At 63.2% G+C, this 19889-nt stretch carries 24 protein-coding genes; 12 read left to right on the top strand and 12 right to left on the bottom strand.

Annotated elements, in window-relative coordinates:
• Positions 1 to 58 precede the first annotated feature (58 nt).
• Positions 59 to 565, bottom strand: coding sequence for a peptide deformylase (def, locus tag GYA95_RS23035; protein WP_003260000.1), 507 nt, complete (start codon positions 563 to 565; stop codon positions 59 to 61).
• A 207-nt stretch (positions 566 to 772) separates the two neighbouring features.
• On the opposite strand from def, the gene dprA reads away from it, so the two are divergent.
• The 3 genes from dprA to GYA95_RS23020 all read left to right on the top strand — a co-directional run bounded on the left by dprA (position 773) and on the right by GYA95_RS23020 (position 3222).
• Positions 773 to 1870 (top strand): DNA-processing protein DprA, encoded by a 1098-nt coding sequence (dprA, locus tag GYA95_RS23030; protein WP_015268439.1) that lies wholly within the window; start codon positions 773 to 775, stop codon positions 1868 to 1870.
• Positions 1871 to 1912: 42 nt separating this feature from the next.
• On the top strand, positions 1913 to 2470 hold the full coding sequence (locus tag GYA95_RS23025; protein WP_015268440.1) for an L-threonylcarbamoyladenylate synthase: 558 nt from the start codon (positions 1913 to 1915) through the stop codon (positions 2468 to 2470).
• A gap of 443 nt (positions 2471 to 2913) precedes the next feature.
• Positions 2914 to 3222, top strand: a complete 309-nt coding sequence (locus GYA95_RS23020; RefSeq protein ID WP_031324379.1) for a hypothetical protein — start codon at positions 2914 to 2916, stop codon at positions 3220 to 3222.
• Between the two features lie 159 nt (positions 3223 to 3381).
• On the opposite strand, the gene GYA95_RS23015 is transcribed toward GYA95_RS23020, so the two are convergent.
• Positions 3382 to 4359 (bottom strand): NADPH:quinone reductase, encoded by a 978-nt coding sequence (locus tag GYA95_RS23015; RefSeq protein ID WP_013970270.1) that lies wholly within the window; start codon positions 4357 to 4359, stop codon positions 3382 to 3384.
• Between the two features lie 134 nt (positions 4360 to 4493).
• Between GYA95_RS23015 and hemF the strand changes: the two genes are divergently transcribed.
• Positions 4494 to 5405 (top strand): oxygen-dependent coproporphyrinogen oxidase, encoded by a 912-nt coding sequence (gene hemF, locus GYA95_RS23010; protein ID WP_013970271.1) that lies wholly within the window; start codon positions 4494 to 4496, stop codon positions 5403 to 5405.
• A 25-nt stretch (positions 5406 to 5430) separates the two neighbouring features.
• On the top strand, positions 5431 to 6255 hold the full coding sequence (gene aroE / locus GYA95_RS23005) for a shikimate dehydrogenase (protein ID WP_015268442.1): 825 nt from the start codon (positions 5431 to 5433) through the stop codon (positions 6253 to 6255).
• A 113-nt stretch (positions 6256 to 6368) separates the two neighbouring features.
• Here the strand turns inward: aroE and GYA95_RS23000 are convergent, their stop codons facing one another.
• The 3 genes from GYA95_RS23000 to betC all read right to left on the bottom strand — a co-directional run bounded on the left by GYA95_RS23000 (position 6369) and on the right by betC (position 10525).
• Positions 6369 to 7934: a SulP family inorganic anion transporter gene (locus GYA95_RS23000; RefSeq protein ID WP_161551503.1), complete on the bottom strand. Its 1566-nt coding sequence runs from the start codon at positions 7932 to 7934 to the stop codon at positions 6369 to 6371.
• Between the two features lie 129 nt (positions 7935 to 8063).
• On the bottom strand, positions 8064 to 8993 hold the full coding sequence (choX, locus tag GYA95_RS22995; protein WP_015268444.1) for a choline ABC transporter substrate-binding protein: 930 nt from the start codon (positions 8991 to 8993) through the stop codon (positions 8064 to 8066).
• A gap of 14 nt (positions 8994 to 9007) precedes the next feature.
• Positions 9008 to 10525, bottom strand: a complete 1518-nt coding sequence (betC, locus tag GYA95_RS22990) for a choline-sulfatase (RefSeq protein ID WP_015268445.1) — start codon at positions 10523 to 10525, stop codon at positions 9008 to 9010.
• 108 nt (positions 10526 to 10633) lie between these two features.
• Here betC and GYA95_RS22985 point away from each other — a divergent pair, with 108 nt between their 5' ends.
• On the top strand, positions 10634 to 11533 hold the full coding sequence (locus GYA95_RS22985) for a choline sulfate utilization transcriptional regulator (protein ID WP_015268447.1): 900 nt from the start codon (positions 10634 to 10636) through the stop codon (positions 11531 to 11533).
• A 120-nt stretch (positions 11534 to 11653) separates the two neighbouring features.
• Here GYA95_RS22985 and GYA95_RS22980 read toward each other — a convergent pair whose 3' ends face one another.
• Positions 11654 to 12271, bottom strand: a complete 618-nt coding sequence (locus GYA95_RS22980; protein WP_015268448.1) for an NAD(P)-dependent oxidoreductase — start codon at positions 12269 to 12271, stop codon at positions 11654 to 11656.
• Positions 12272 to 12323: 52 nt separating this feature from the next.
• On the opposite strand from GYA95_RS22980, the gene GYA95_RS22975 reads away from it, so the two are divergent.
• Positions 12324 to 12656: a DOPA 4,5-dioxygenase family protein gene (locus tag GYA95_RS22975; protein WP_015268449.1), complete on the top strand. Its 333-nt coding sequence runs from the start codon at positions 12324 to 12326 to the stop codon at positions 12654 to 12656.
• Positions 12657 to 12776: 120 nt separating this feature from the next.
• Here the strand turns inward: GYA95_RS22975 and trpA are convergent, their stop codons facing one another.
• Both trpA and trpB read right to left on the bottom strand, forming a co-directional pair.
• Complete coding sequence (trpA, locus tag GYA95_RS22970) at positions 12777 to 13586, bottom strand: tryptophan synthase subunit alpha (protein WP_015268450.1); 810 nt, start codon at positions 13584 to 13586, stop codon at positions 12777 to 12779.
• On the bottom strand, positions 13583 to 14800 hold the full coding sequence (gene trpB, locus GYA95_RS22965; RefSeq protein ID WP_015268451.1) for a tryptophan synthase subunit beta: 1218 nt from the start codon (positions 14798 to 14800) through the stop codon (positions 13583 to 13585). Before trpB ends, trpA begins: the two co-directional genes overlap by 4 nt.
• A gap of 111 nt (positions 14801 to 14911) precedes the next feature.
• Here trpB and GYA95_RS22960 point away from each other — a divergent pair, with 111 nt between their 5' ends.
• Positions 14912 to 15808, top strand: coding sequence for a LysR family transcriptional regulator (locus GYA95_RS22960; RefSeq protein ID WP_015268452.1), 897 nt, complete (start codon positions 14912 to 14914; stop codon positions 15806 to 15808).
• Here GYA95_RS22960 and GYA95_RS22955 read toward each other — a convergent pair.
• Positions 15805 to 16128 carry a DUF883 family protein gene (locus GYA95_RS22955; RefSeq protein ID WP_003261039.1) on the bottom strand — a complete coding sequence of 108 codons (324 nt, stop codon included), beginning with the start codon at positions 16126 to 16128 and terminating at the stop codon, positions 15805 to 15807. The two genes, GYA95_RS22960 and GYA95_RS22955, sit on opposite strands and share 4 nt — an antisense overlap.
• Before the next feature lie 150 nt (positions 16129 to 16278).
• Between GYA95_RS22955 and GYA95_RS22950 the strand changes: the two genes are divergently transcribed.
• Both GYA95_RS22950 and GYA95_RS22945 read left to right on the top strand, forming a co-directional pair.
• Positions 16279 to 16494 (top strand): dodecin, encoded by a 216-nt coding sequence (locus tag GYA95_RS22950; RefSeq protein WP_013970282.1) that lies wholly within the window; start codon positions 16279 to 16281, stop codon positions 16492 to 16494.
• A 101-nt stretch (positions 16495 to 16595) separates the two neighbouring features.
• Entirely contained in the window at positions 16596 to 16817 is a 222-nt protein-coding gene (locus GYA95_RS22945; protein ID WP_003261041.1) for a DUF1161 domain-containing protein, read from the top strand.
• 98 nt (positions 16818 to 16915) lie between these two features.
• Here GYA95_RS22945 and GYA95_RS22940 read toward each other — a convergent pair whose 3' ends face one another.
• Positions 16916 to 17920: an LLM class flavin-dependent oxidoreductase gene (locus GYA95_RS22940; protein ID WP_015268453.1), complete on the bottom strand. Its 1005-nt coding sequence runs from the start codon at positions 17918 to 17920 to the stop codon at positions 16916 to 16918.
• 153 nt (positions 17921 to 18073) lie between these two features.
• On the opposite strand from GYA95_RS22940, the gene GYA95_RS22935 reads away from it, so the two are divergent.
• Both GYA95_RS22935 and GYA95_RS22930 read left to right on the top strand, forming a co-directional pair.
• On the top strand, positions 18074 to 18499 hold the full coding sequence (locus GYA95_RS22935; RefSeq protein WP_013970285.1) for an OsmC family protein: 426 nt from the start codon (positions 18074 to 18076) through the stop codon (positions 18497 to 18499).
• A gap of 73 nt (positions 18500 to 18572) precedes the next feature.
• The gene (locus GYA95_RS22930; RefSeq protein ID WP_015268454.1) at positions 18573 to 18806 is read left to right on the top strand and encodes a DUF1161 domain-containing protein; all 234 of its coding nucleotides are present in this window, start codon (positions 18573 to 18575) and stop codon (positions 18804 to 18806) included.
• 120 nt (positions 18807 to 18926) lie between these two features.
• Here the strand turns inward: GYA95_RS22930 and GYA95_RS22925 are convergent, their stop codons facing one another.
• Together GYA95_RS22925 and GYA95_RS22920 are read right to left on the bottom strand one after the other, a co-directional pair.
• A complete protein-coding gene (locus tag GYA95_RS22925; protein ID WP_161551502.1) occupies positions 18927 to 19340 on the bottom strand; it encodes a PA0061/PA0062 family lipoprotein in 414 nt (137 codons plus the stop codon).
• 55 nt (positions 19341 to 19395) lie between these two features.
• Positions 19396 to 19809: a PA0061/PA0062 family lipoprotein gene (locus GYA95_RS22920; RefSeq protein ID WP_015268455.1), complete on the bottom strand. Its 414-nt coding sequence runs from the start codon at positions 19807 to 19809 to the stop codon at positions 19396 to 19398.
• Positions 19810 to 19889 lie beyond the last annotated feature (80 nt).

Below are 19889 nucleotides of genomic sequence, written 5' to 3'. Positions count from 1 at the left end.
AGTTCTCGCTTCAAAAAAGAAAAAGGCTTGCCGGAGCAAGCCTTCTGGAAGGTGGGGATCAGGCTTGCTGGCGGTGCTGCTTTTCCAGCTTCTTCTTGATCCGGTCGCGCTTGAGCTGCGACAGGTAGTCGACGAACAGCTTGCCGTTGAGGTGATCGAACTCATGCTGCACGCACACCGCCAGCAGGCCTTCGCACTCCAGCTCGTAAGGCTTGCCGTCGCGGTCCTGGGCCTTCACCCGCACACGCAACGGGCGGTCGACGTTCTCGTAGAAGCCAGGTACCGACAGGCAGCCTTCCTGGTACTGGCCCATGTCATGGGTCAGCTCTTCGACCGTAGGGTTGATGAAGACGCGCGGCTCGCTGCGGTCTTCACTGAGGTCCATGACCACGACCTGCTGGTGCACGTTGACCTGGGTGGCGGCCAGGCCGATGCCAGGGGCTTCGTACATGGTTTCAAACATGTCGTCGATCAGCTGACGCAGGGCGTCGTCGAACACCGTCACCGGCTTGGCGATGGTGCGCAGGCGCGGGTCCGGGAATTCGAGAATGTTCAAGATGGCCATAAGGTCAGGCAGTCACTGTGCGTTCGGTTGAAAACTGAGCACACATAATAAAGGGAAACGAGGATTTCAGCACCTGGGAAAGCTCGTCTAGGGTTTTCAGGGCCAGCTTATTGCCCATTCGATGGACAGGTTGTCAAAGCGTTATCAACAAAGTTATCCACAGTTTGTGCCACGTCGATGGCCCCGTTTCGATCAAGGATGATCCCCATGCAGACCTACCATTCGTCGCCTCTTCCGCCTGCCGAACTGGAGGCCCGATTACGCCTGCACCGGCTGCCGGAGACGGGATTGCGTCGCTTTAACACCTTGCTTGAGGCTTTTGGCAGTGCCTCTTCGGCACTGTGTGCACCCGCCGGCGCCTGGCGCGCATTGGGCATACCCCAGGCCACCATCGATGCCCGGCGCAGTGCCGAAGTTCGTGAGGGTGCATTGGCCGCAATGGCCTGGCTAGAGCGCCAGGGCCAGCATTTGCTGATGTGGGACGGCCCTGGCTACCCGCCACTATTGGCGGAAATCGACGATGCCCCTCCACTGCTTTTCGTAGCTGGAGACCCGGCCTTGCTCGAGCGCCCACAACTGGCAATTGTGGGCAGCAGGCGTGCTTCACCACCGGCGCTCGACACCGCTGCGGCATTTTCCCGCTACCTGGCGCAGGCCGGTTTCACCATTACCAGCGGCTTGGCCGTGGGCATCGACGGTGCCGCTCATCGGGCCGCATTGCAGGCTGGCGGGGGCACGATCGGCGTGCTCGGTACGGGGTTGCAAAAACTTTATCCACAGCGCCACAAGTCGCTTGCGCAAGCGATGATCGACAATGGCAGCGCGCTGGTATCCGAGTACCCGCTGGATGCCGGGCCGCTGCCCGGTAATTTCCCGCGGCGCAATCGCATCATCAGCGGGCTGTCGCTGGGCGTGCTGGTTGTCGAGGCAAGCCTGGCCAGTGGTTCGCTGATCACCGCACGCCTGGCTGCCGAGCAAGGCCGCGAGGTGTATGCCATACCGGGATCCATTCACCATCCTGGGGCCAAGGGCTGCCACCAGTTGATCCGTGACGGCGCGCTGCTGGTGGAAAGCGTGGAGCAGATACTGGAAAGCCTGCAGGGTTGGCAGAACCTGCCACCTGCGGTTGTGGATAAATTTGACCATCCACTGCTCGCCCTGCTGCATGCCGCGCCACAGACCAGTGAAAGCCTGGCCCACTGCAGCGAGCTGCCGCTGGCCGACGTGCTCGCGCAGCTGACCGAACTGGAGCTGGAAGGCCGGGTCAGCAATGAAGCCGGGCGTTGGTTTGCCCGCGCGGGCTAAGTACACTGCTCACAAGCAAGGTATATAGGCGGAGTAACAGAAATGGTGAGCAGTTTTCGTGTGCAACAAGCCGCACGTGAGATCCGGGCGGGCGCAGTGATCGCCTATCCGACGGAAGCGGTCTGGGGCCTGGGCTGCGACCCGTGGAACGAGGACGCGGTGTATCGCCTGCTGGCGCTGAAGTCGCGGCCTGTGGATAAAGGCCTGATCCTGGTAGCCGACAACATCCGCCAGTTCGACTTCTTGTTTGAGGATTTCCCCGAAGACTGGATCGACCGCATGGGCAGCACCTGGCCGGGGCCGAACACCTGGCTGGTGCCGCACCAGGACCTGTTGCCCGAGTGGGTTACCGGGCAACATGACACCGTGGCACTGCGGGTCAGTGACCACCCGGTGGTACGTGAGCTGTGTGCGTTGGTGGGTCCGTTGATTTCCACTTCGTGCAACCCGGGCGGGCGCCCGGCGGCGAAGACCCGGTTGCGGGTGGAGCAGTACTTCCATGGTCAGCTGGATCTCGTGCTGGGGGGGGCGTTGGGTGGAAGGAAGAACCCTAGTGTGATTCGCAACCTGGCCACTGGCGAAGTCGTTCGCCCGGGCTGATACATATCCACAGGCCTGGCCGGGACCTCCTGTGGGAGCGGGCGAGCCCGCGAAGAATCCAACGCGGTGCCTGGCACGGGCTTCGCCCGTGTTCGCGGGCATGCCCGCTCCCACAGGTCAGGGCCAAGCCCCCGCAGATTTTTCTGATTTTGTTTCGAATGCCTGTCCAGCTTGCGGCTTGGGAAATATCCTACGAGCCGCGTCCCCTGCCATCACCTTCTCAGTGGGAACCTCCGCCCTTAGTCTTCAGCCGTCGCCGAATAACTTGGCGATCGGGTGTGGTAACCCGGGTTCTGGGTGATCTTGGCAGTCCATGGCGGCTGTTCGCAGGAGGCTTCGTGCCTGCTGGGTTTTAGATCTCCCACCCGGTTTACCACCCTGCGTACAGCTGCCACCTATTCGTGTGGTAACGACTGGGTGGTGCCATGAAGCGAGATCTAGTGATGAAGAAGATTGTCCCCGATCCACCCCTACCCTGCACATCCACCCGCCCCTTCGGCCGCTGCGATGCCGGCCACGAACCGCTGTTCACCGTAAACCCGAACATTTCCGCCGAGGACGCCTTGGTTCATGTAGCTCTGTATCTGCGAGGCGCCTACGAAACGGGCTCGAAAGCCCTCGAGTACCTGCGCGAAGAAGGCCGTGGCATGTATTGGTCGAGCCTGCATTCCATTGAATTGGCGGAGGGATTGGTGGAGGCGATTCTCGATGGTATCGAGTCGATACCAACTACCCGTCCTCCACAGGCATAGCGCCCTGTTCAAGGCCGACGCAGTACCTGTGGGAGCGGGTTCACCCGCGAACACCGGCGCAGCCGGTGCCATGCACCGCGGTGCTTGCTTCGCGGGCATGCCCGCTCCCACAGGGATGGCACTGCACTTAAGATCGGTGCAGTACCTGTGGGAGTGAACTCAAGGAAGCAGAATTGTGGAACCCACAGTCCGCCGAGCCGACAGCTCCGCCTGTGCCTTGGCCGCCTCGCTGAGCGGATACCGCTGTTGGATATCCACAACCAGCTTGCCACTGCCGATCATCGCAAACAGGTCATCGGCCATGGCCTGGGTATTCTCGGCATTGTTGGCATAGGTCGCCAACGTCGGGCGGGTCACATACAGCGACCCTTTCTGCGCCAGAATCCCCAGGTTCACCCCGCTCACCGCCCCCGAGGCATTGCCAAAGCTCACCATCAACCCGCGCGGCTGCAGGCAGTCCAGCGAGGTCAGCCAGGTGTCGGCACCCACACCGTCATACACCACCGGGCATTTCTTGCCGTCGGTCAGCTCCAGCACCCGCTTGGCTACGTCCTCACGGCTATAGTCGATGGTCGCCCACGCCCCAAGCGCCTTGGCCCGTTCGGCCTTCTCGGCAGAACTCACGGTACCGATCAGCTTGGCCCCCAGCGCCTTGGCCCACTGGCACGCCAACGAACCCACGCCGCCAGCTGCTGCGTGGAACAGGATCACGTCACCCGCCTTCACCTCATAGGTCTGCTTCAGCAGGTACTGCACGGTCAAACCCTTGAGCATCACCGCCGCTGCCTGCTCGAAGCTGATGTTGTCGGGCAGCTTCACCAGATTAGCTTCCGGCAGCGTATGCACCTCGCTGTACGCGCCCAACGGGCCGCCGGCATGGGCCACGCGGTCACCCACTTTCAGCCGGGTCACGCCCTCGCCCACGGCCTCGACCACGCCAGCCGCTTCAGTGCCCAGCCCCGAAGGCAGGGATGGCGGTGCATACAGCCCGCTGCGGAAGTAGGTATCGATGAAGTTCAGGCCGATCGCATGGTTACGTACACGCACCTGCTGTGGCCCTGGCGGGGCTGGTTCGAATTCCACAAACTGCAGCACTTCCGGGCCGCCATGCTGGCTGAACTGGATACGCTTGGCCATCTCGCACTCCTGTCGTATGGGTCGGGAAAGACCTTCTATCGGACGCCTTTGCTTGATCGCCGTCAACTGCGGCGCGCGGGCTGGGGGTGGTATGCTACGCGGCGAATTCTTCCCTGCCCGTTCCTGGTGACCCGATGACTAGCCGCACCGAGGCCGTGAAAGCCTACCTGCTCGACCTGCAAGACCGCATCTGCTCTGCCCTCGAAGCTGAAGACGGCGGCGCCCGCTTCGTCGAGGACGCATGGGTGCGCGAAGCCGGTGGCGGGGGCCGCACGCGGGTGATCGGCGATGGCAAGGTGATCGAGAAAGGGGGGGTCAACTTCTCCCACGTGTTCGGCGCCGGTCTGCCGCCGTCGGCCAGTGCCCACCGCCCCGAGCTGGCGGGCCGTGGCTTCGAGGCCTTGGGCGTGTCGCTGGTGATCCACCCGCACAACCCGCATGTGCCCACCTCCCACGCCAACGTGCGCTTCTTCATCGCCGAAAAGGAAGGTGAAGAGGCTGTCTGGTGGTTCGGCGGCGGCTTCGACCTGACTCCGTACTACGGCAATGAAGAAGACTGCATCCACTGGCACCGTGTGGCCGAGCAGGCCTGCGCGCCGTTCGGCGCCGACGTGTACCCGCGCTACAAGGCCTGGTGCGACCGCTACTTCCACCTCAAGCACCGTGGCGAGCCACGCGGCATTGGTGGGTTGTTCTTCGATGACCTGAACGAGTGGGACTTCGACACCTGCTTCGCCTTCATCCGCGCCATTGGCGACGCCTACGTCAACGCCTACCTGCCGATCGTCCAGCGCCGCAAGGGCACGCCCTACACGCCGCAGCAGCGCGAGTTCCAGGAGTATCGCCGTGGCCGCTACGTGGAGTTCAACCTGGTCTACGACCGTGGCACCTTGTTCGGCCTGCAGTCCGGCGGTCGCACCGAGTCCATCCTCATGTCGCTGCCGCCGCAGGTGCGCTGGGGCTACGACTGGAAGGCCGCGCCCGGCAGCGAAGAAGCACGCCTGACCGAGTACTTCCTGCAGGACCGCGACTGGCTCGGCCAGTAAGCCTGTGGATAATCAAGGAGCCGTCATGGACCAGTACGTCGTTTTTGGTAACCCCATCGGCCACAGCAAGTCGCCGCTGATCCATCGCCTGTTCGCCGAACAGACCGGCCAGGACCTGGAATACGCCACCCTGCTGGCGCCGCTGGACGAGTTCAGCGACTGCGCGCGCGGCTTCTTCAAGCAAGGCCGCGGCGGCAACGTCACCGTGCCGTTCAAGGAAGAGGCCTACCGCCTGTGCGACAGCCTGACCCCGCGTGCTCGGCGCGCTGGTGCGGTGAACACGCTAAGCAAGCTGGCCGATGGCACACTGCAGGGCGACAACACCGATGGCGCTGGCCTTGTGCGCGACCTGACGGTGAATGCTGGGGTCGAGCTGGCGGGCAAACGCATTCTGATCCTGGGTGCTGGTGGCGCGGTACGTGGCGTGCTGGAGCCGATCCTGGCGCACAAGCCGCAGTCGCTGGTGATTGCCAACCGTACCGTGGAAAAGGCTGAGCAGCTGGCGCGTGAGTTCGATGAACTGGGGCCGGTGGTGGCCAGCGGGTTTGCCTGGTTGCAGGAACCGGTGGATGTGATCATCAATGCCACCTCGGCGAGCCTGGCCGGTGAGTTGCCGCCGATCGCCGACAGCCTGGTCGAGGCGGGGCGCACGGTTTGCTACGACATGATGTATGGCAAGGAGCCTACGCCGTTTTGCCAGTGGGCCGAGAAGCTGGGGGCGGCCAAGGTGCTGGATGGGCTGGGGATGCTGGCTGAGCAGGCGGCTGAGGCTTTCTTTATCTGGCGTGGGGTGCGGCCGGATACGGCGCCAGTGTTGGCTGAGTTGCGCCGGCAGCTGGCTCGCGGCTGAGACACAAGGCCGCTCCTACAGGGGACCGCGTCAGCAGGCTTTGCGCGGTCGGTGTAGGAGCGGCCTTGCGTCGCGATGGGCTGCGCAGCAGCCCCAAAAATCTCAACCCAACATCACTCTTCAAACCGGATCGGACAAAGCTCCACCCCTTCCAGCTTCTGCAACTCCTCGATCACCTGCGGCCTGGCCCGGTGCAGGGTCAGACTCCCCCCTGCCCGCCGCAACCGCCGCGCCTCGCGGTGCAACATATCCACACCCGAGTAATCGATGAAGTTCACCTGCCGCGCATCGATAACAACATGCGGCCCCTGGCAGCGCTGCAAGCGCACCTGCAGGTAATGCGCCGCACCAAAGAAGATCGACCCGCCCACCCGCAGCACGTCCGCCTCCCCTTCACGGCTTTGTTGCACCCGTGGTCGCGAGGTGCGCTTCAGATAGAAGAACAGCGACGCCAGCACTCCGGCATAGATCGCCGTCTGCAGCTCCAGCAACAAGGTCGCTGCCGCCGTCAGCGCCATTACCAGGAACTCCGAGCGGCTGACCCGGAACAGCGCACGAATCCCCTGGTGGTCCACCAACCCCCAGCAGATCAGCAGGATGCTGCCGGCCATGGCCGGAATCGGCAGGTGCGCAATCAGCCCGGCCCCGGCAACGGCGAACACCGCCACCCACAGCGCCGAGAATACCCCGGCCATGGGCGAGCGGGCGCCGGCGTCGTAGCTCAGCCCGGAGCGGGTGAATGAGCCGGAAGACAGGTAACCGGAGAAAAACGCACCGACGATGTTCGACAGGCCCTGTGCGCGTATTTCCTGGTCTGCGTCGATCAACTGCTCCGAAACTGCCGATAACGAGCGGGCGATCGACAGGCTGGTGACCAGCCCGAGCATGCCCACTGCCACGGCGCTGGGCAGCAGGCGCAGGATCAGTTCCACATCCAGCAAGGGCAGCGGGCTGAAGGGTGGCAGCTGGCCGGTGAATGTCGGCACACGCGGCACATGGCCAAAGAACCCGGGCAGCAGCCAGGCCAGCAGGCTTACCAAAATCAGGCTTATCAACAGGCTGGGCCAGCGTGGGCGCCAGAGCTTGAAGACCACGCCGATCACCACTGTGGCCAGGCCCAGAACCAAGGAAGGCAGGTCGACCTCGCCGGCATGGCTGGCCAGGTCCTGCACGGTCTTCAGCGCCGTGGCCTGGCTTGGCAGGTCCATGCCCAGCAGGTTGGGCAGCTGGCCCAGGGCAATGACGACAGCGGCGCCCAGGGTGAAGCCGAGCACCACGGAATGGGAGACGAAATTGACCAGTGCGCCGAAGCGCAAAAGCCCCAGCAGCAACTGGAAGATGCCGCCGAGGAAGGTCAGCAGCAGCACCAAGGTGACATAGTCGGCGCTGCCGGCAACGGCCAGCGGGCTGATACTGGCGTAGAGGACGATGGAGATGGCAGCGGTCGGGCCGCAGATCAGGTGCCAGGACGAGCCCCACAGGCAGGCGATCAGCACTGGCACGATGGCGGCGTACAGCCCGTACTCGGCCGGCAGGCCGGCGATCAGGGCATAGGCGATGGATTGCGGCAGGGCGAGGATTGCACCGCTCAGGCCCACCAGCAGGTCCTGGCGCAGGCTGCGGCCCGATTGGCGGGGGAGCCAGGAGAGGAAGGGCAGCAGGTGAGTGAGGCGATGCATGGGTTATCCACAATCCTGAAATTGCACTGTCCCCTGTGGGAGCGGGTTTACCCGCGAATGCTGCAGTGAATCTACCGTCGCATTCGCGGGTGAACCCGCTCCCACAGGGATAGAGGTTTGCTTGTGAGGTTACAGTTTGGCTTTGACCGCCTCCAGCGCATTGCCATCGGCCTTGGTCGTCACCCCGGCCAACCACCCTTCCAGCAACTCGGGGTGCGCCTTCAGCCAAGCCTTGGCCGCATCATCGAAGCTCATCTTCTTGTCCACAACTTCGGCCATGATGGTGTTTTCCATGTCCAGCGTGAACTTCAGGTTGCCCAGCAGCTTGGCCGCATTCGGGCAGGCTTGTGGATAACCCTTGCGGGTCAGGGTATACACCTCGCCCTTGCTGCCAAACCACTTCTCCCCGCCGCTCAGGTAATGCATCTTCAGCTTCACGTTCATCGGGTGCGGGGTCCAGCCGAGGAAGGTGATGAACTGTTGTTTCTTCACCGCCCGGTCGACCTGTGCCAGCATCGCCTGCTCGCTGGACTCCACCAGTTTCCACTGGCCGAGGTTGAATTCATTCTTGTCGATGATTTCCTTCAACGACAGGTTGGCCGGTGCCCCGGAACCAATCCCGTACAGCTTCTTGTCGAACTGGTCGGCGTGCTTCTGCAAGTCGGCGAAATCCTTCACTCCGGCATTCCACACATAGTCGGGCACTGCCAAGGTGAACTCGGTTCCTTCCAGATTGCGCGAAAGCTGCTGCACATCGCCATTTGCGATGAACTTGTCATGAAAGCCCTGCTGCGCCGGCATCCAGTTACCGAGGAAGGCATCGACGCGGCCATCCTTGAGGCCGCCGTAGATGATCGGAACGGCCAGGCTGTCGATTTTCACCTGGTAACCCAGGCTTTCCAGAAGCACGCGGGCCAAGGCGTTGGTCGTTGCGATGTCGCTCCAGCCGGGGTCGGCCATCTTCACGGTGGTGCATTGCGCGTCGCTGTCGGCGGCGTGGGCCGTGGCGGTACCCAGGCTCAGGGCCAGGGCGAACACGGCGGCGGAGAACTTGTGCATGGCGGCCTCTCTTCTCAATCCAGGGGGGCGGGCTGTGGATAACGTGCCTTGCGCTCGAGGTCGTCGAGATCGATGTGGTTGCGCATGTACTGTTGGCTGGCGTCCACCAGCGGTTGGTGGTCCCAGCTTTTCAGCTTGCCGACGGCCAGCGCCTCGGCCACCAGGCGGCGGCGCCGCTGGCTGGCCAGAACCTGCTGGCGCAGGCTGGGGATATCCCAACGCTGCTGTGCTTCATCGACAAATGCCTGCAGCAGCGCCTGGTGTTCCGGGCTGCCGGTTAGGTTCTCCCGCTCGTGCGGGTCGCGGCTCAGGTCATAGAGTAGGCATGGGTCGTCTTCGCTGTACACGAACTTGTACGGCCCGCGGCGGATCATCATCAGCGGGCCGACGGTGCCTTCGGCCATGTACTCGCCGATCACTTCGTCATGGCCGCCCTGCCCTTGCAGATGGCCGACCAGCGAGCGGCCATCCAGATGCAGGTGGTTATCCACAGCACCACCGGCCAGCTCGACCAGGGTCGGCAGCAGGTCGCAGGTAGACACCGAAGCGCTGACCCTGGCTGGCGCGAAGTGCTTCGGCGCGTGCACCAGCAGAGGCACCCGCGCCGACATCTCGAACCAGTGCATCTTGTACCAGAGGCCGCGCTCGCCGAGCATGTCACCGTGGTCGCCGGAGAACACGATCAGGGTGTCGTCAGCCAGGTTGCATTCCTCCAGGGTTTGCAGCAGCAGGCCGATGTTGTCGTCGATATAGCTGCAGGCGCCGAAGTAGGCACGGCGGGCGTCACGGATCTTGTTCACAGGCAGCGGCTTGTTCCACAGGTCGTAGACCTTCAGCAGGCGTTGCGAGTGCGGGTCAAGCTCTGCCTGGCCCAGTTCGGCGCGGGGCATGGGGATATCCACACCCTCGTAGCGATCCCAATAGCGCCTGGGGATGGTGTATGGGTCGTGCGGGTGGGTCATCGACACGGTCAGGCAGAATGGCCGGCCATCGTTTTCGCGCACATGGTCGTACAGGTACTGGCGCGCCTTGAATACCACTTCTTCGTCGAAATCCAGCTGGTTGGTGCGCACGCACGGGCCGGCCTGCAGCACCGAGGACATGTTGTGATACCAGCTCGGGCGCACGTCCGGCTCATCCCAGTTCACCGCCCAGCCGTAGTCGGCCGGGTAGATATCGCTGGTCAGGCGTTCTTCGTAGCCATGCAGCTGGTCCGGCCCGCAGAAGTGCATCTTGCCCGACAGCGCGGTGCGGTAACCCAGACGGCGCAGGTAATGGGCATAGGTCGGTACATCGGCAGGGAAGTCGGCGGCATTGTCGTAGGCACCGATGCGGCTGGGCAGCTGGCCGCTGACCAGAGTGAAGCGCGACGGTGCGCACAACGGGCTGTTGCAGTAAGCCGAGTCGAAAACCACCGCCTGTTCGGCAAGGCGGCTCAGGTGCGGCATCTGGATCGGCGAAGAGGCGTAGATCGGCAGCAAGGGCGCGGCCATCTGGTCTGCCATGATGAACAGGATATTCGGGCGCGTCATGGTGGCTTCCATCGTTGAGGGTTATGCGAACCGCTTGCCTATCAAGATGCGACTGTGGATAACATGGGTAAAGCCCATGGCGGGCAATGACTGGGATTAGCCCTGCTTATGTTTGACCACCTTGCCAAGTTGTCGCTGGATACACTGCGCGTGTTCGAGGCTGCCGCACGGTTGCGTGGCTTTACCGCTGCGGCACTGGAGCTGGGCACCACGCAGCCGGCGGTGAGCCAGCAAGTCAAACGGCTGGAGGCACAGCTGGGCACGCGGTTGTTCGACCGCATTTACCGGGGTATCGAGCTGACCGAGGCCGGCCAGGTGCTGTTCGAACAGGTGCACCAGGGCCTGCAGGCCATGGAGGACGGCATTGCCCAGGCCAGTGGGCGCGGCCAGAGGGAAGTGCTGCAGGTGGCTACCGACTTCGCCTTTGCGGCGTTCTGGCTGATGCCACGGCTGCAGCGTTTTCACGAGGCTTATCCACAGGTGGACGTGAGCCTGGTGACCGGTGAGCGCAGCCAGGGCATGTTGCGCCCGGACATCGATGTGGCGGTGCTGTTTGGCGACGGGCGCTTTCACCAGGGCGAGAGCCGCTGGCTATTCGATGAGGAGGTTTTTCCGGTGTGCAGCCCCCGGCTGATTCATGGCAAACCCTTGTCAGCCGTGGCTTTGCAACGATTGCCCTTGCTGCACTTGAAGGGAGAGCAGGCTAGCCGCTGGTTTGATTGGGCAGGGGTGTTTCGCGGGTTTGGTGTGGCCAGCCCGCCACCGGCCGGGCAGTTGAGGTTTGATAACTATACGTTGCTGATCCAGGCGGCGATTGCCGGGCAAGGGGTGGCGATTGGCTGGGGGCACCTGGTGGATGGGCTGGTGGAGCAAGGGTTGCTATGCCGGCCGTTGGAGGGGAGTTTGCGCTCGGCGCGCGGGTATTACGCAGTGCTACCACCACGCAAGCGGCGTGGGGCTTTGATCGAGCGGTTTGTGGATTGGCTGGAGCAAGAGCGTAGCCTTTGAGATTTGGGGCCGCTTTGCGGCCCATCGCGACACAAGGCCGCTCCTACAAAGGTACTGCGCACGCCGGCCCGTGTAGGAGCGGCCTTGTGTCGCGATGGGCTGCGCAGCAGCCCCGGCAATCTAGACCACGAAGTTCAGATGCTCGCCCCGGTGCAAATCCAGCTCCAGCATATCCACCATCCCTGCCGCGACCCTGGCCAGGTGCCGCAACGGCTCGGCCAACCCCGGCTCCAGCGTACCTTCAGTGCTGCGAAAATGCTCCATCCCCAACCCGGCCAGTTCCTGCGGGGCATTGATCAGCGTCCAGTGCAAGGCACTGCGCTGTAACCCGTCCACCACCTGGTCCACACACTCCCGCTCCGCCTCGCTGTAATTGCCCGGCTTATCCAGCACATCGAAATCGCCCACCAGCAACAGCCGGCGTATAGTCGTACGCTTAAGCCCCGCCACCAGCGCCTCGCTCATGCGGGCTTGCCTGGGCAGATCGCCCGGCGCCAGCGTCGACAACAGGGCAATTACTGCCGACCCGCCTGCCGCGCCCTGCTCCGCCTGGTCGGCATTGCCCAGCCCGCCTATCTTGAAATGCAGGCCGGGGCGCGGCGCATGGCGATTAAGGTCGTCGACCACGGCGGTGACTTCGTGCTGGCGCGACAGCAGCTCTACCATCAGGGCATTGCCCAGGCTGCTTTCTGGCCCGAACAGGACCAGTTTGAACACTGGGGTTTCGGCGTTTTTCACTGCATCACTCCCTTTGCAGGTGGTGATGTTTGGACCGCAATCAGGAGTTATCGTGCAGAGGATCAAGGGTTACCACGCCCACGTTTACTACGACGCAGCGACCATGGACCAGGCCCGTGAGCTGTGTGAGGAAGCGGCGCGGCTGTTTCCCGTGACCATGGGGTGCATGCACCAGAAACCGGTGGGGCCGCACCCGGACTGGAGCTGCCAGCTGGCCTTCGAGCCGGAGTTTGTGGGGGTGGTGCTGCCGTGGTTGGCGCTGTATCGGAAGGGGTTGGTGGTGTTCATGCACCCGCTGACCGGGGATGAACTGGCGGACCACCGTGACCATGCGATCTGGATGGGGGCGGTGCGGCCGCTGGATCTGTCGATGTTTGGGGGCTAGTTCTTCATAGTCTGTACTGGCCTCATAGCCGGCAAGCCAGCTCCCACAGGGATATCACAGGGCCTGAGGGCGGCGCTGTACCTGTGGGAGCTGGCTTGCCGGCGATGAAGGCGACGCGGTTTAACGGCGGGCGCCGCGCACCCCTTCAGCCAGTGCCGAGCACAGGCTCAATACATCGTTGACTGCCTGCTCGGCACTCTTGGCCTGGGCAATCTTGTCGACCAGCGCCGAGCCCACTACCACGCCGTCCGACAGGCGGGCAATGGCCGCAGCCTGCTCCGGCGTACGAATGCCGAAACCTACGCTGATTGGCAGATCGGTATGCCGACGCAGGCGGGCAATGGCTTCGGTCACGTGCTCGGTGGTCGCCGAGCCGGCGCCGGTCACACCGGCCACCGACACGTAGTAGACGAACCCGGAGCTGCGCTCCAGTACGCGCGGCAGGCGCGCGTCGTCTGTGGTCGGGGTGGTCAGGCGGATGAAGTCGATACCCGCTGCCTGGGCCGGGGTCGCCAGTTCGGCGTCGTGCTCTGGCGGCAGGTCGACGATGATCAGGCCATCGACACCCGCTTGCTTGGCTTCGGCCACGAACTTTTCCACGCCAAAGCGGTGGATCGGGTTGTAGTAGCCCATCAGTACGATCGGTGTGGCCTGGTTATCCACACGGAATTCGCGAACCATCTGCAGGGTCTTGGCCAGGGTCTGGCCGGCTTCCAGGGCACGCAGGGTGGCCAGCTGGATGGCCACGCCGTCGGCCATTGGGTCGGTGAACGGCATGCCTAGTTCGATCACATCGGCACCGGCTGCCGGCAGGCCCTTGAGGATCTGCAGCGAGGCGTCATAGCCCGGGTCGCCCGCGGTGACAAAGGTGACCAGTGCCGAGCGGCCTTCGGCCTTCAGCTCGGCGAAGCGTTGTTCAAGACGGCTCATGCCTGTTTCTCCTGGGCGGCCATGTGGTTCATGACGGTTTGCATGTCTTTGTCGCCGCGGCCCGACAGGCACACGACCATCAGGTGGTCCTTGGGCAGCTTCGGTGCGCGCTTGATCGCCTCGGCCAGGGCGTGGGAGCTTTCCAGGGCCGGGATGATGCCTTCCAGGCGGCAGGTGGCGTGGAATGCATCCAGCGCTTCGTCGTCGGTGATGCTGACGTACTCGACACGCTTCACTTCGTGCAGATAGGCGTGCTCCGGGCCGATGCCCGGGTAGTCCAGGCCGGCGGAAATCGAGTGGGCGTCGGTGATCTGACCGTCTTCGTCCTGCAGCAGGTAGGTGCGGTTGCCGTGCAGCACGCCCGGTACGCCGCCGTTGAGGCTGGCGGCGTGCTTGTCGGTGTGCACACCGTGGCCACCGGCTTCGACGCCGATGATCTGCACGCTTGGCTCTTCGAGAAACTCATGGAACAGGCCCATGGCGTTGGAGCCACCACCGACGCAGGCAACCAGGCTGTCTGGCAGGCGCCCTTCCTTCTCTTGCAACTGGGCGCGGGTTTCCTTGCCGATGATCGACTGGAAGTCGCGGACCATGGCCGGGTACGGGTGCGGGCCGGCCACGGTGCCGATCAGGTAGAAGGTGTCTTCGACGTTGGTGACCCAGTCGCGCAGGGCCTCGTTCATGGCGTCCTTCAGGGTGCCGGTGCCGGCAGTGACCGGGACGATTTCGGCGCCCAGCAGCTTCATGCGGAACACGTTAGCCTGCTGGCGCTCGATGTCGGTGGCGCCCATGTAGATCACGCAAGGCAGGCCGAAGCGGGCAGCGACGGTGGCGGTGGCCACGCCGTGCATGCCGGCGCCGGTTTCTGCGATCAGGCGCTTCTTGCCCATGCGCTTGGCCAGCAGCACCTGGCCGATGCAGTTGTTCACCTTGTGCGCGCCGGTGTGGTTGAGCTCTTCACGCTTGAAGAAGATCTTGGCGCCGCCGCAGTGCTCGGTCAGGCGCTCGGCGAAGTACAGCGGGTTGGGGCGGCCGATGTAGTCGCGCTGGAAGTAGGCCAGCTCTTCGAGGAACTTGGGGTCTGCCTTGGCCGCTTCGTATTCGCGGGCCAGGTCCAGCACCAGTGGCATCAGGGTTTCGGCCACGTAGCGGCCGCCGAACGAGCCGAACAGGCCATTGGCGTCGGGGCCGGGGCGGTATTGGGACTGGGTCATGGGGGCGCTCCAGGGCGTAATGAATGAGTGATGGGCTTTACTCTAACCACGGCAAGCCCAGCTGAAAACCGATAAGATTGCGCAAACTTGTCAGAAAAACTCACAGGTAAAATGGCCCACGATCTCCCTCCCCTCAACGCCCTTCGGGCTTTCGAGGCCACCGCTCGTCTCAACAGCGTCAGCCAGGCGGCCGAAGCGCTGCACGTCACCCATGGCGCCGTCAGCCGGCAGATCAAGGTACTTGAAGAGCACCTGGGCGTAGCGCTGTTCGTGAAGGACGGGCGTGGCATCAAACTCACAGATGCCGGCGTACGTCTGCGCGATGCCAGTGGCGAAGCCTTCGATCGCCTGCGCAGCGTGTGCGCCGAGCTCAGCCACGACGTCAGCGAGGCGCCATTCGTGCTGGGCTGCTCGGGCAGCCTGCTGGCGCGCTGGTTCATCCCGCGATTGGGGCGGCTGCAGGCGGATTTACCTGAACTGCGTCTGCACCTGTCGGCCGGTGAAGGCGACCTGGACCCACGGCGGCCAGGGTTGGATGCGCTGCTGGTTTACGCCGAGCCGCCGTGGCCGACGGACATGCAGGTGCATGTACTGGCCGAGGAGCGCATCGGGCCGGTGCTTAGCCCGCATTTCGCCGGTTTCGAGCGCTTGCATGGCGCGCCGGCCAAGGCCTTGCTGGACGAAGCCTTGCTGCACACCACCTCGCGCCCGCAGGCTTGGCCGACCTGGGCGCTGGAACAGGGTTTGGAGCCGGCGGCCCTCCACTATGGCCAGGCCTTCGAGCACCTGTATTACCTGCTGGAAGCTGCCGTGGCCGGGCTGGGTGTGGCGATTGCGCCGCAGCCGCTGGTCGCTGACGACCTGCGAGCTGGCCGTTTGAGTGCGCCGTGGGGCTTTTCACCTACCCCTGCGGCATTGGCGCTGTGGGTGCCCAGGCGCGCCGCGGACGGGCGCGCCGAGCAGTTGGCGCAGTGGCTAAGGGCGGAACTGGCGCGACAGGGCGCTTAGTTGCGTTTGCACATCAGGTACGCCGCCAGCAAGCCTAGCGCGCCAATGGCAACGCCGGCAGTTGTGTACGGGTGTTCCTGGGCATAGTCGCGGGTGGCGATGCCGGTCTGGCGGGTGCGGTGCTTCACTTCCTCGTAGGCATCGCTCAACAGGTGGCGCGAATGACGCAGGGCACTCTCGGCGTTGCTGCGGATTGCCTTCACCGATTTCTGGGACTCCTCCGACGCATCATGCTTGAGGTTTTCCAGGCTTTTCAGAAGGCTCTCGATCTCCGCTTCCATGCTTTCCAGGGACGTTCTACGCAGCGAATTGCGGTGCATGTTGACTCTCCTTTGCAGTATGGACTGTAAGGATTGCGACCTTGGGTCCGCGGGAAAGTGCGATCGAACTTTCGTCAATGGTGACCGCTCGCAGGTAAACCAGGCCTGCGCTGCTAGGCTCAATCTCACCATCATCCGAGGAGAGCGCTCATGACCGATCATCACACCTACAAGAAGATCGAGCTGGTGGGGTCTTCGACCACCAGCATCGAAGAGGCGATCAACAATGCCCTGGCCGAAGCCGGCAAGAGCATCAAGCACCTGGAGTGGTTCGAAGTGATAGATACCCGTGGCCATATCCGTGACAACAAGGCGGCGCATTTCCAGGTCACGCTGAAGGTCGGCTTCCGTATCGCCAATAGCTGAAACACTGCCGGGCTGGATGAGCCCGGCATGATGGGGTATTTAGGGAGGGGGCGCCTTGGCGGGCGCCTTTTCTGATTTCATCTGCACAAGGAAAGCGAGTGATGAATAAACTGATTCTGGCGCTGGGCCTGATGACGCTGGCCGGTGGTGCGCTGGCGGCGGGCAAGCCGTGCGAGGAGCTCAAGGCAGAGATTGCGGCCAAGCTGGATGCCAAGGGGGTCACCGGCTACAAGCTGGAGATAGTCGACAAGGGCGACCCGGCCGGCAAGGTGATTGGCAGCTGCGAGGCTGGTACCAAGGAGATTGTGTACCGCCGCGGCTAATATGCTGGCCTCTTCGCGGGCTCGCCTGCTCCCACAGGCATATCACAGGCCTGAGAGCGACGCTGTACCTGTGGGAGCGGGCAAGCCTGCGAAGAAGATCACGCGGTCTTGAGAGCCTGCGCCATCAGTTCATAGGACCGAATCCGGTCCGCATGCTCATACAAATCACAGGTGAAGATCAGCTCATCTGCCCCGGTCTGCTCCAGCAGTACTTCCACCTTGGCCCGCACCTTCTGCGGGCTGCCAATCATCGCCAGGCCGAGGAAGCTACCCACCGCGTCCCGTTCATGGGGCAGCCACAGCCCATCCATGCTTTCCACAGGCGGCTTCTGCATCAGGCTCTGCCCGCGAATCAGCGCGAGGATGCGCTGGTACACCGAAGTGGCCAGGTACTCGGCCTTTTCGTCGGTTTCCGCCACCACCATGGGGATGCCCAACATCACATACGGCTTGTCCAATGTGGTCGAGGGCTTGAAGTGGTTGCGGTACACGCGGATCGCCTCGTGCATGTAGCGCGGCGCAAAGTGCGAGGCGAAGGCGTAGGGCATGCCGCGCATGCCGGCCAGTTGAGCGCTGAACAGGCTGGAGCCGAGGAGCCACATCGGCACCTCGGTATCGTGCCCTGGCACGGCGATCACTTTTTGATCATCGGTACGCGGGCCGAGGTAGCGTGACAGTTCCTCGACATCGTCCGGGAAGTCATCCGGGCCTCCGGCGCGGTCGCGGCGCAGGGCGTAGGCGGTCATCTGGTCGGAACCTGGCGCGCGGCCCAACCCCAGGTCGATGCGCCCCGGGTACAGGCTGGCCAGGGTGCCGAACTGCTCGGCGATTACCAGCGGTGCATGGTTGGGCAGCATGACCCCGCCAGAGCCCACGCGAATGCTCGAGGTACCCCCCGCCAGGTAGCCGATCAGCACCGAAGTCGCCGAGCTGGCGATGCCGTCCATGTTGTGGTGCTCGGCTACCCAGAAGCGGTTGTAGCCAAAGCGCTCGACGTGCTGCGCCAGGTCCAGCGAGTTGCGCAGCGACTGCGCCGGGCCGGCGTCGGCGCGTACCGGCACCAGGTCGAGGGTGGAAATCTTCAGGTCACGCAGCTGCGTCATGGAGCCTCCGCAAAGGTGTTTGGCCCACAGGCCTTTTCAACTCTGTATGGGCACATTCGACGGATTCAATGCTTGCCGTGCGATTGCTCTGAACTTGCCGTAGGCGGCTGACCTCTGAAGCCATAAGCATGTAACCCGAGACCAGGAGGCATCATGAAAAAGACAGCATCGGCGATCTGGCAAGGTGGCCTGAAGGACGGCAAAGGCCTGCTTTCTACCGAAAGTGGCGCGCTCAAGCAGAACCCCTACGGCTTCAACACCCGTTTCGAGGGCTCGCCCGGGACCAACCCGGAGGAGCTGATTGGTGCGGCGCATGCCGGCTGTTTCTCGATGGCGCTGTCGATGATGCTGGGCGAAGCGGGGTTCACCCCGGACAGGATCGACACCGCTGCCGAAGTGACACTCGACAAGCAAGCTGATGGCTTTGCCATTACCGCGGTGCATCTGGTACTGAGGGCCAAGGTACCCGGTGCAAGTGAAGCGCAGTTCTTGCAGATCGCCGACAAGGCCAAGGCCGGGTGCCCGGTGTCCAAGGTGTTGAACGCGAAGATCAGCCTGGATGCGGCGCTGGTGGGTTGAAGCAGTGCAATGAGGGCGGTTTGCTGTAGTCTAAACAGCGTCGGCAGCACGCTGCCCTTTCAGGAGCCGTTTCATGATTCGCGTAGCAATCGCCGTGTTGGCTTCCCTGGTCGCCACATCTGCAGTGGCGGCGGTCAAGCCGTGCGAGGAACTCAAAGCCGAGATCGAGGCCAAGATCCAGGCCCAGGGGGTTTCGTCCTATACCCTGGAGATCGTGCCCAACAGCGAGGTCAAGGACCAGAACATGGTCGTCGGGACCTGCGATGGCGGGACCAAGAAGATCATTTATCAGAAGAATGATCGGTAGGTTCAGAATTTTGGGGGCCGCTTTGCGGCCCTATCGCGACACAAGGCCGCTCCTACCGGGATCGCGTATCTCCTGTAGGAGCAGCCTTGCGCTGCGAATGGGCTGCAAAGCAGCCCCAGGTCAAGGAATGCAGAACACCTCGCTAGGCTCGTTCACCACCACCTTGCGGCTGCCGTCATACAGCAGCACCTGCGGTTCCATCACCGGCGCCCGTGCCTCCAGGCGATAGCGTTCACCGGCCTTGAAGTTGTCAAAGCGAACAGTCAGGTAACAGGTACGATCCCGGGGCTGGGTCATGAGGCCGCCCCCATATATCTCGTAATCGAAGCGCACTACCAGTTCGTGCTTGCCCGGCGTCACCTGGAAGTAACGGCCATCTTCCAGGCGCTTGTCGTCGAGGCGGTCGGCCATGATCACCCTGCCGGGAGTCATGGTATACAGGTCGACCCAGGCCTGCTTGGGGTCGACGGGCGGCAAGGGGCTGGCGCATGCCCCCAGTGCACTGAGGGCGATCAGCATCATGGGCTGGCGCATGGCAAGACTCCCACTTGCGATTCATAGGCTACAAGCATAGCGCCGTTTGTGCGTTTCAGGTGCGCTGGCAGCCTGCAGGCAAGCCCTGGCCAACCAGTTTTTGCTGATGGTCGTAGAGTTTGATCCAGGGGCGGAAACCGATGCTGCCAGCCTGCAGCTGGTAGCGCTGGCCGGCACTGAAATCCTTGAAGGTCAGTTTGACCTGGCAATCCCGCCACAACGGCTCCTCGACCGGGCCGATATTGCTGGGGGTAACCGGAAACTGGTAGCGCACGGTCAGCTCGTGGCTGCCGGGCTGTACTTCGAAATAACGGCTGTCGGCCCAGTCGCGTTCATCTACCTGCACGGCGTGCAGCGAGGTGTTGTCGTAGGGCGTGAGGTCGATCCAGGCCTGGTTCGGGTCCGGGTCTGGCAAGGTCGAACAGGCGGATATCAGCAGCAGTGAGCCGGTGACCAACAGTGCACGCATGGCGAAACTCCCCCTTGGCGAGATAGTCTTGGAGTGAATCGGCCTTGAGCGAGTCAGACAGTCCCGGATGCTTCGACTTA

It is taken from the genome of Pseudomonas asiatica (genome assembly GCF_009932335.1).
In the GTDB taxonomy this organism is placed as follows: Bacteria; Pseudomonadota; Gammaproteobacteria; order Pseudomonadales; family Pseudomonadaceae; genus Aquipseudomonas; species Aquipseudomonas asiatica.
This window is presented reverse-complemented; position numbering and strand designations above follow the sequence as displayed.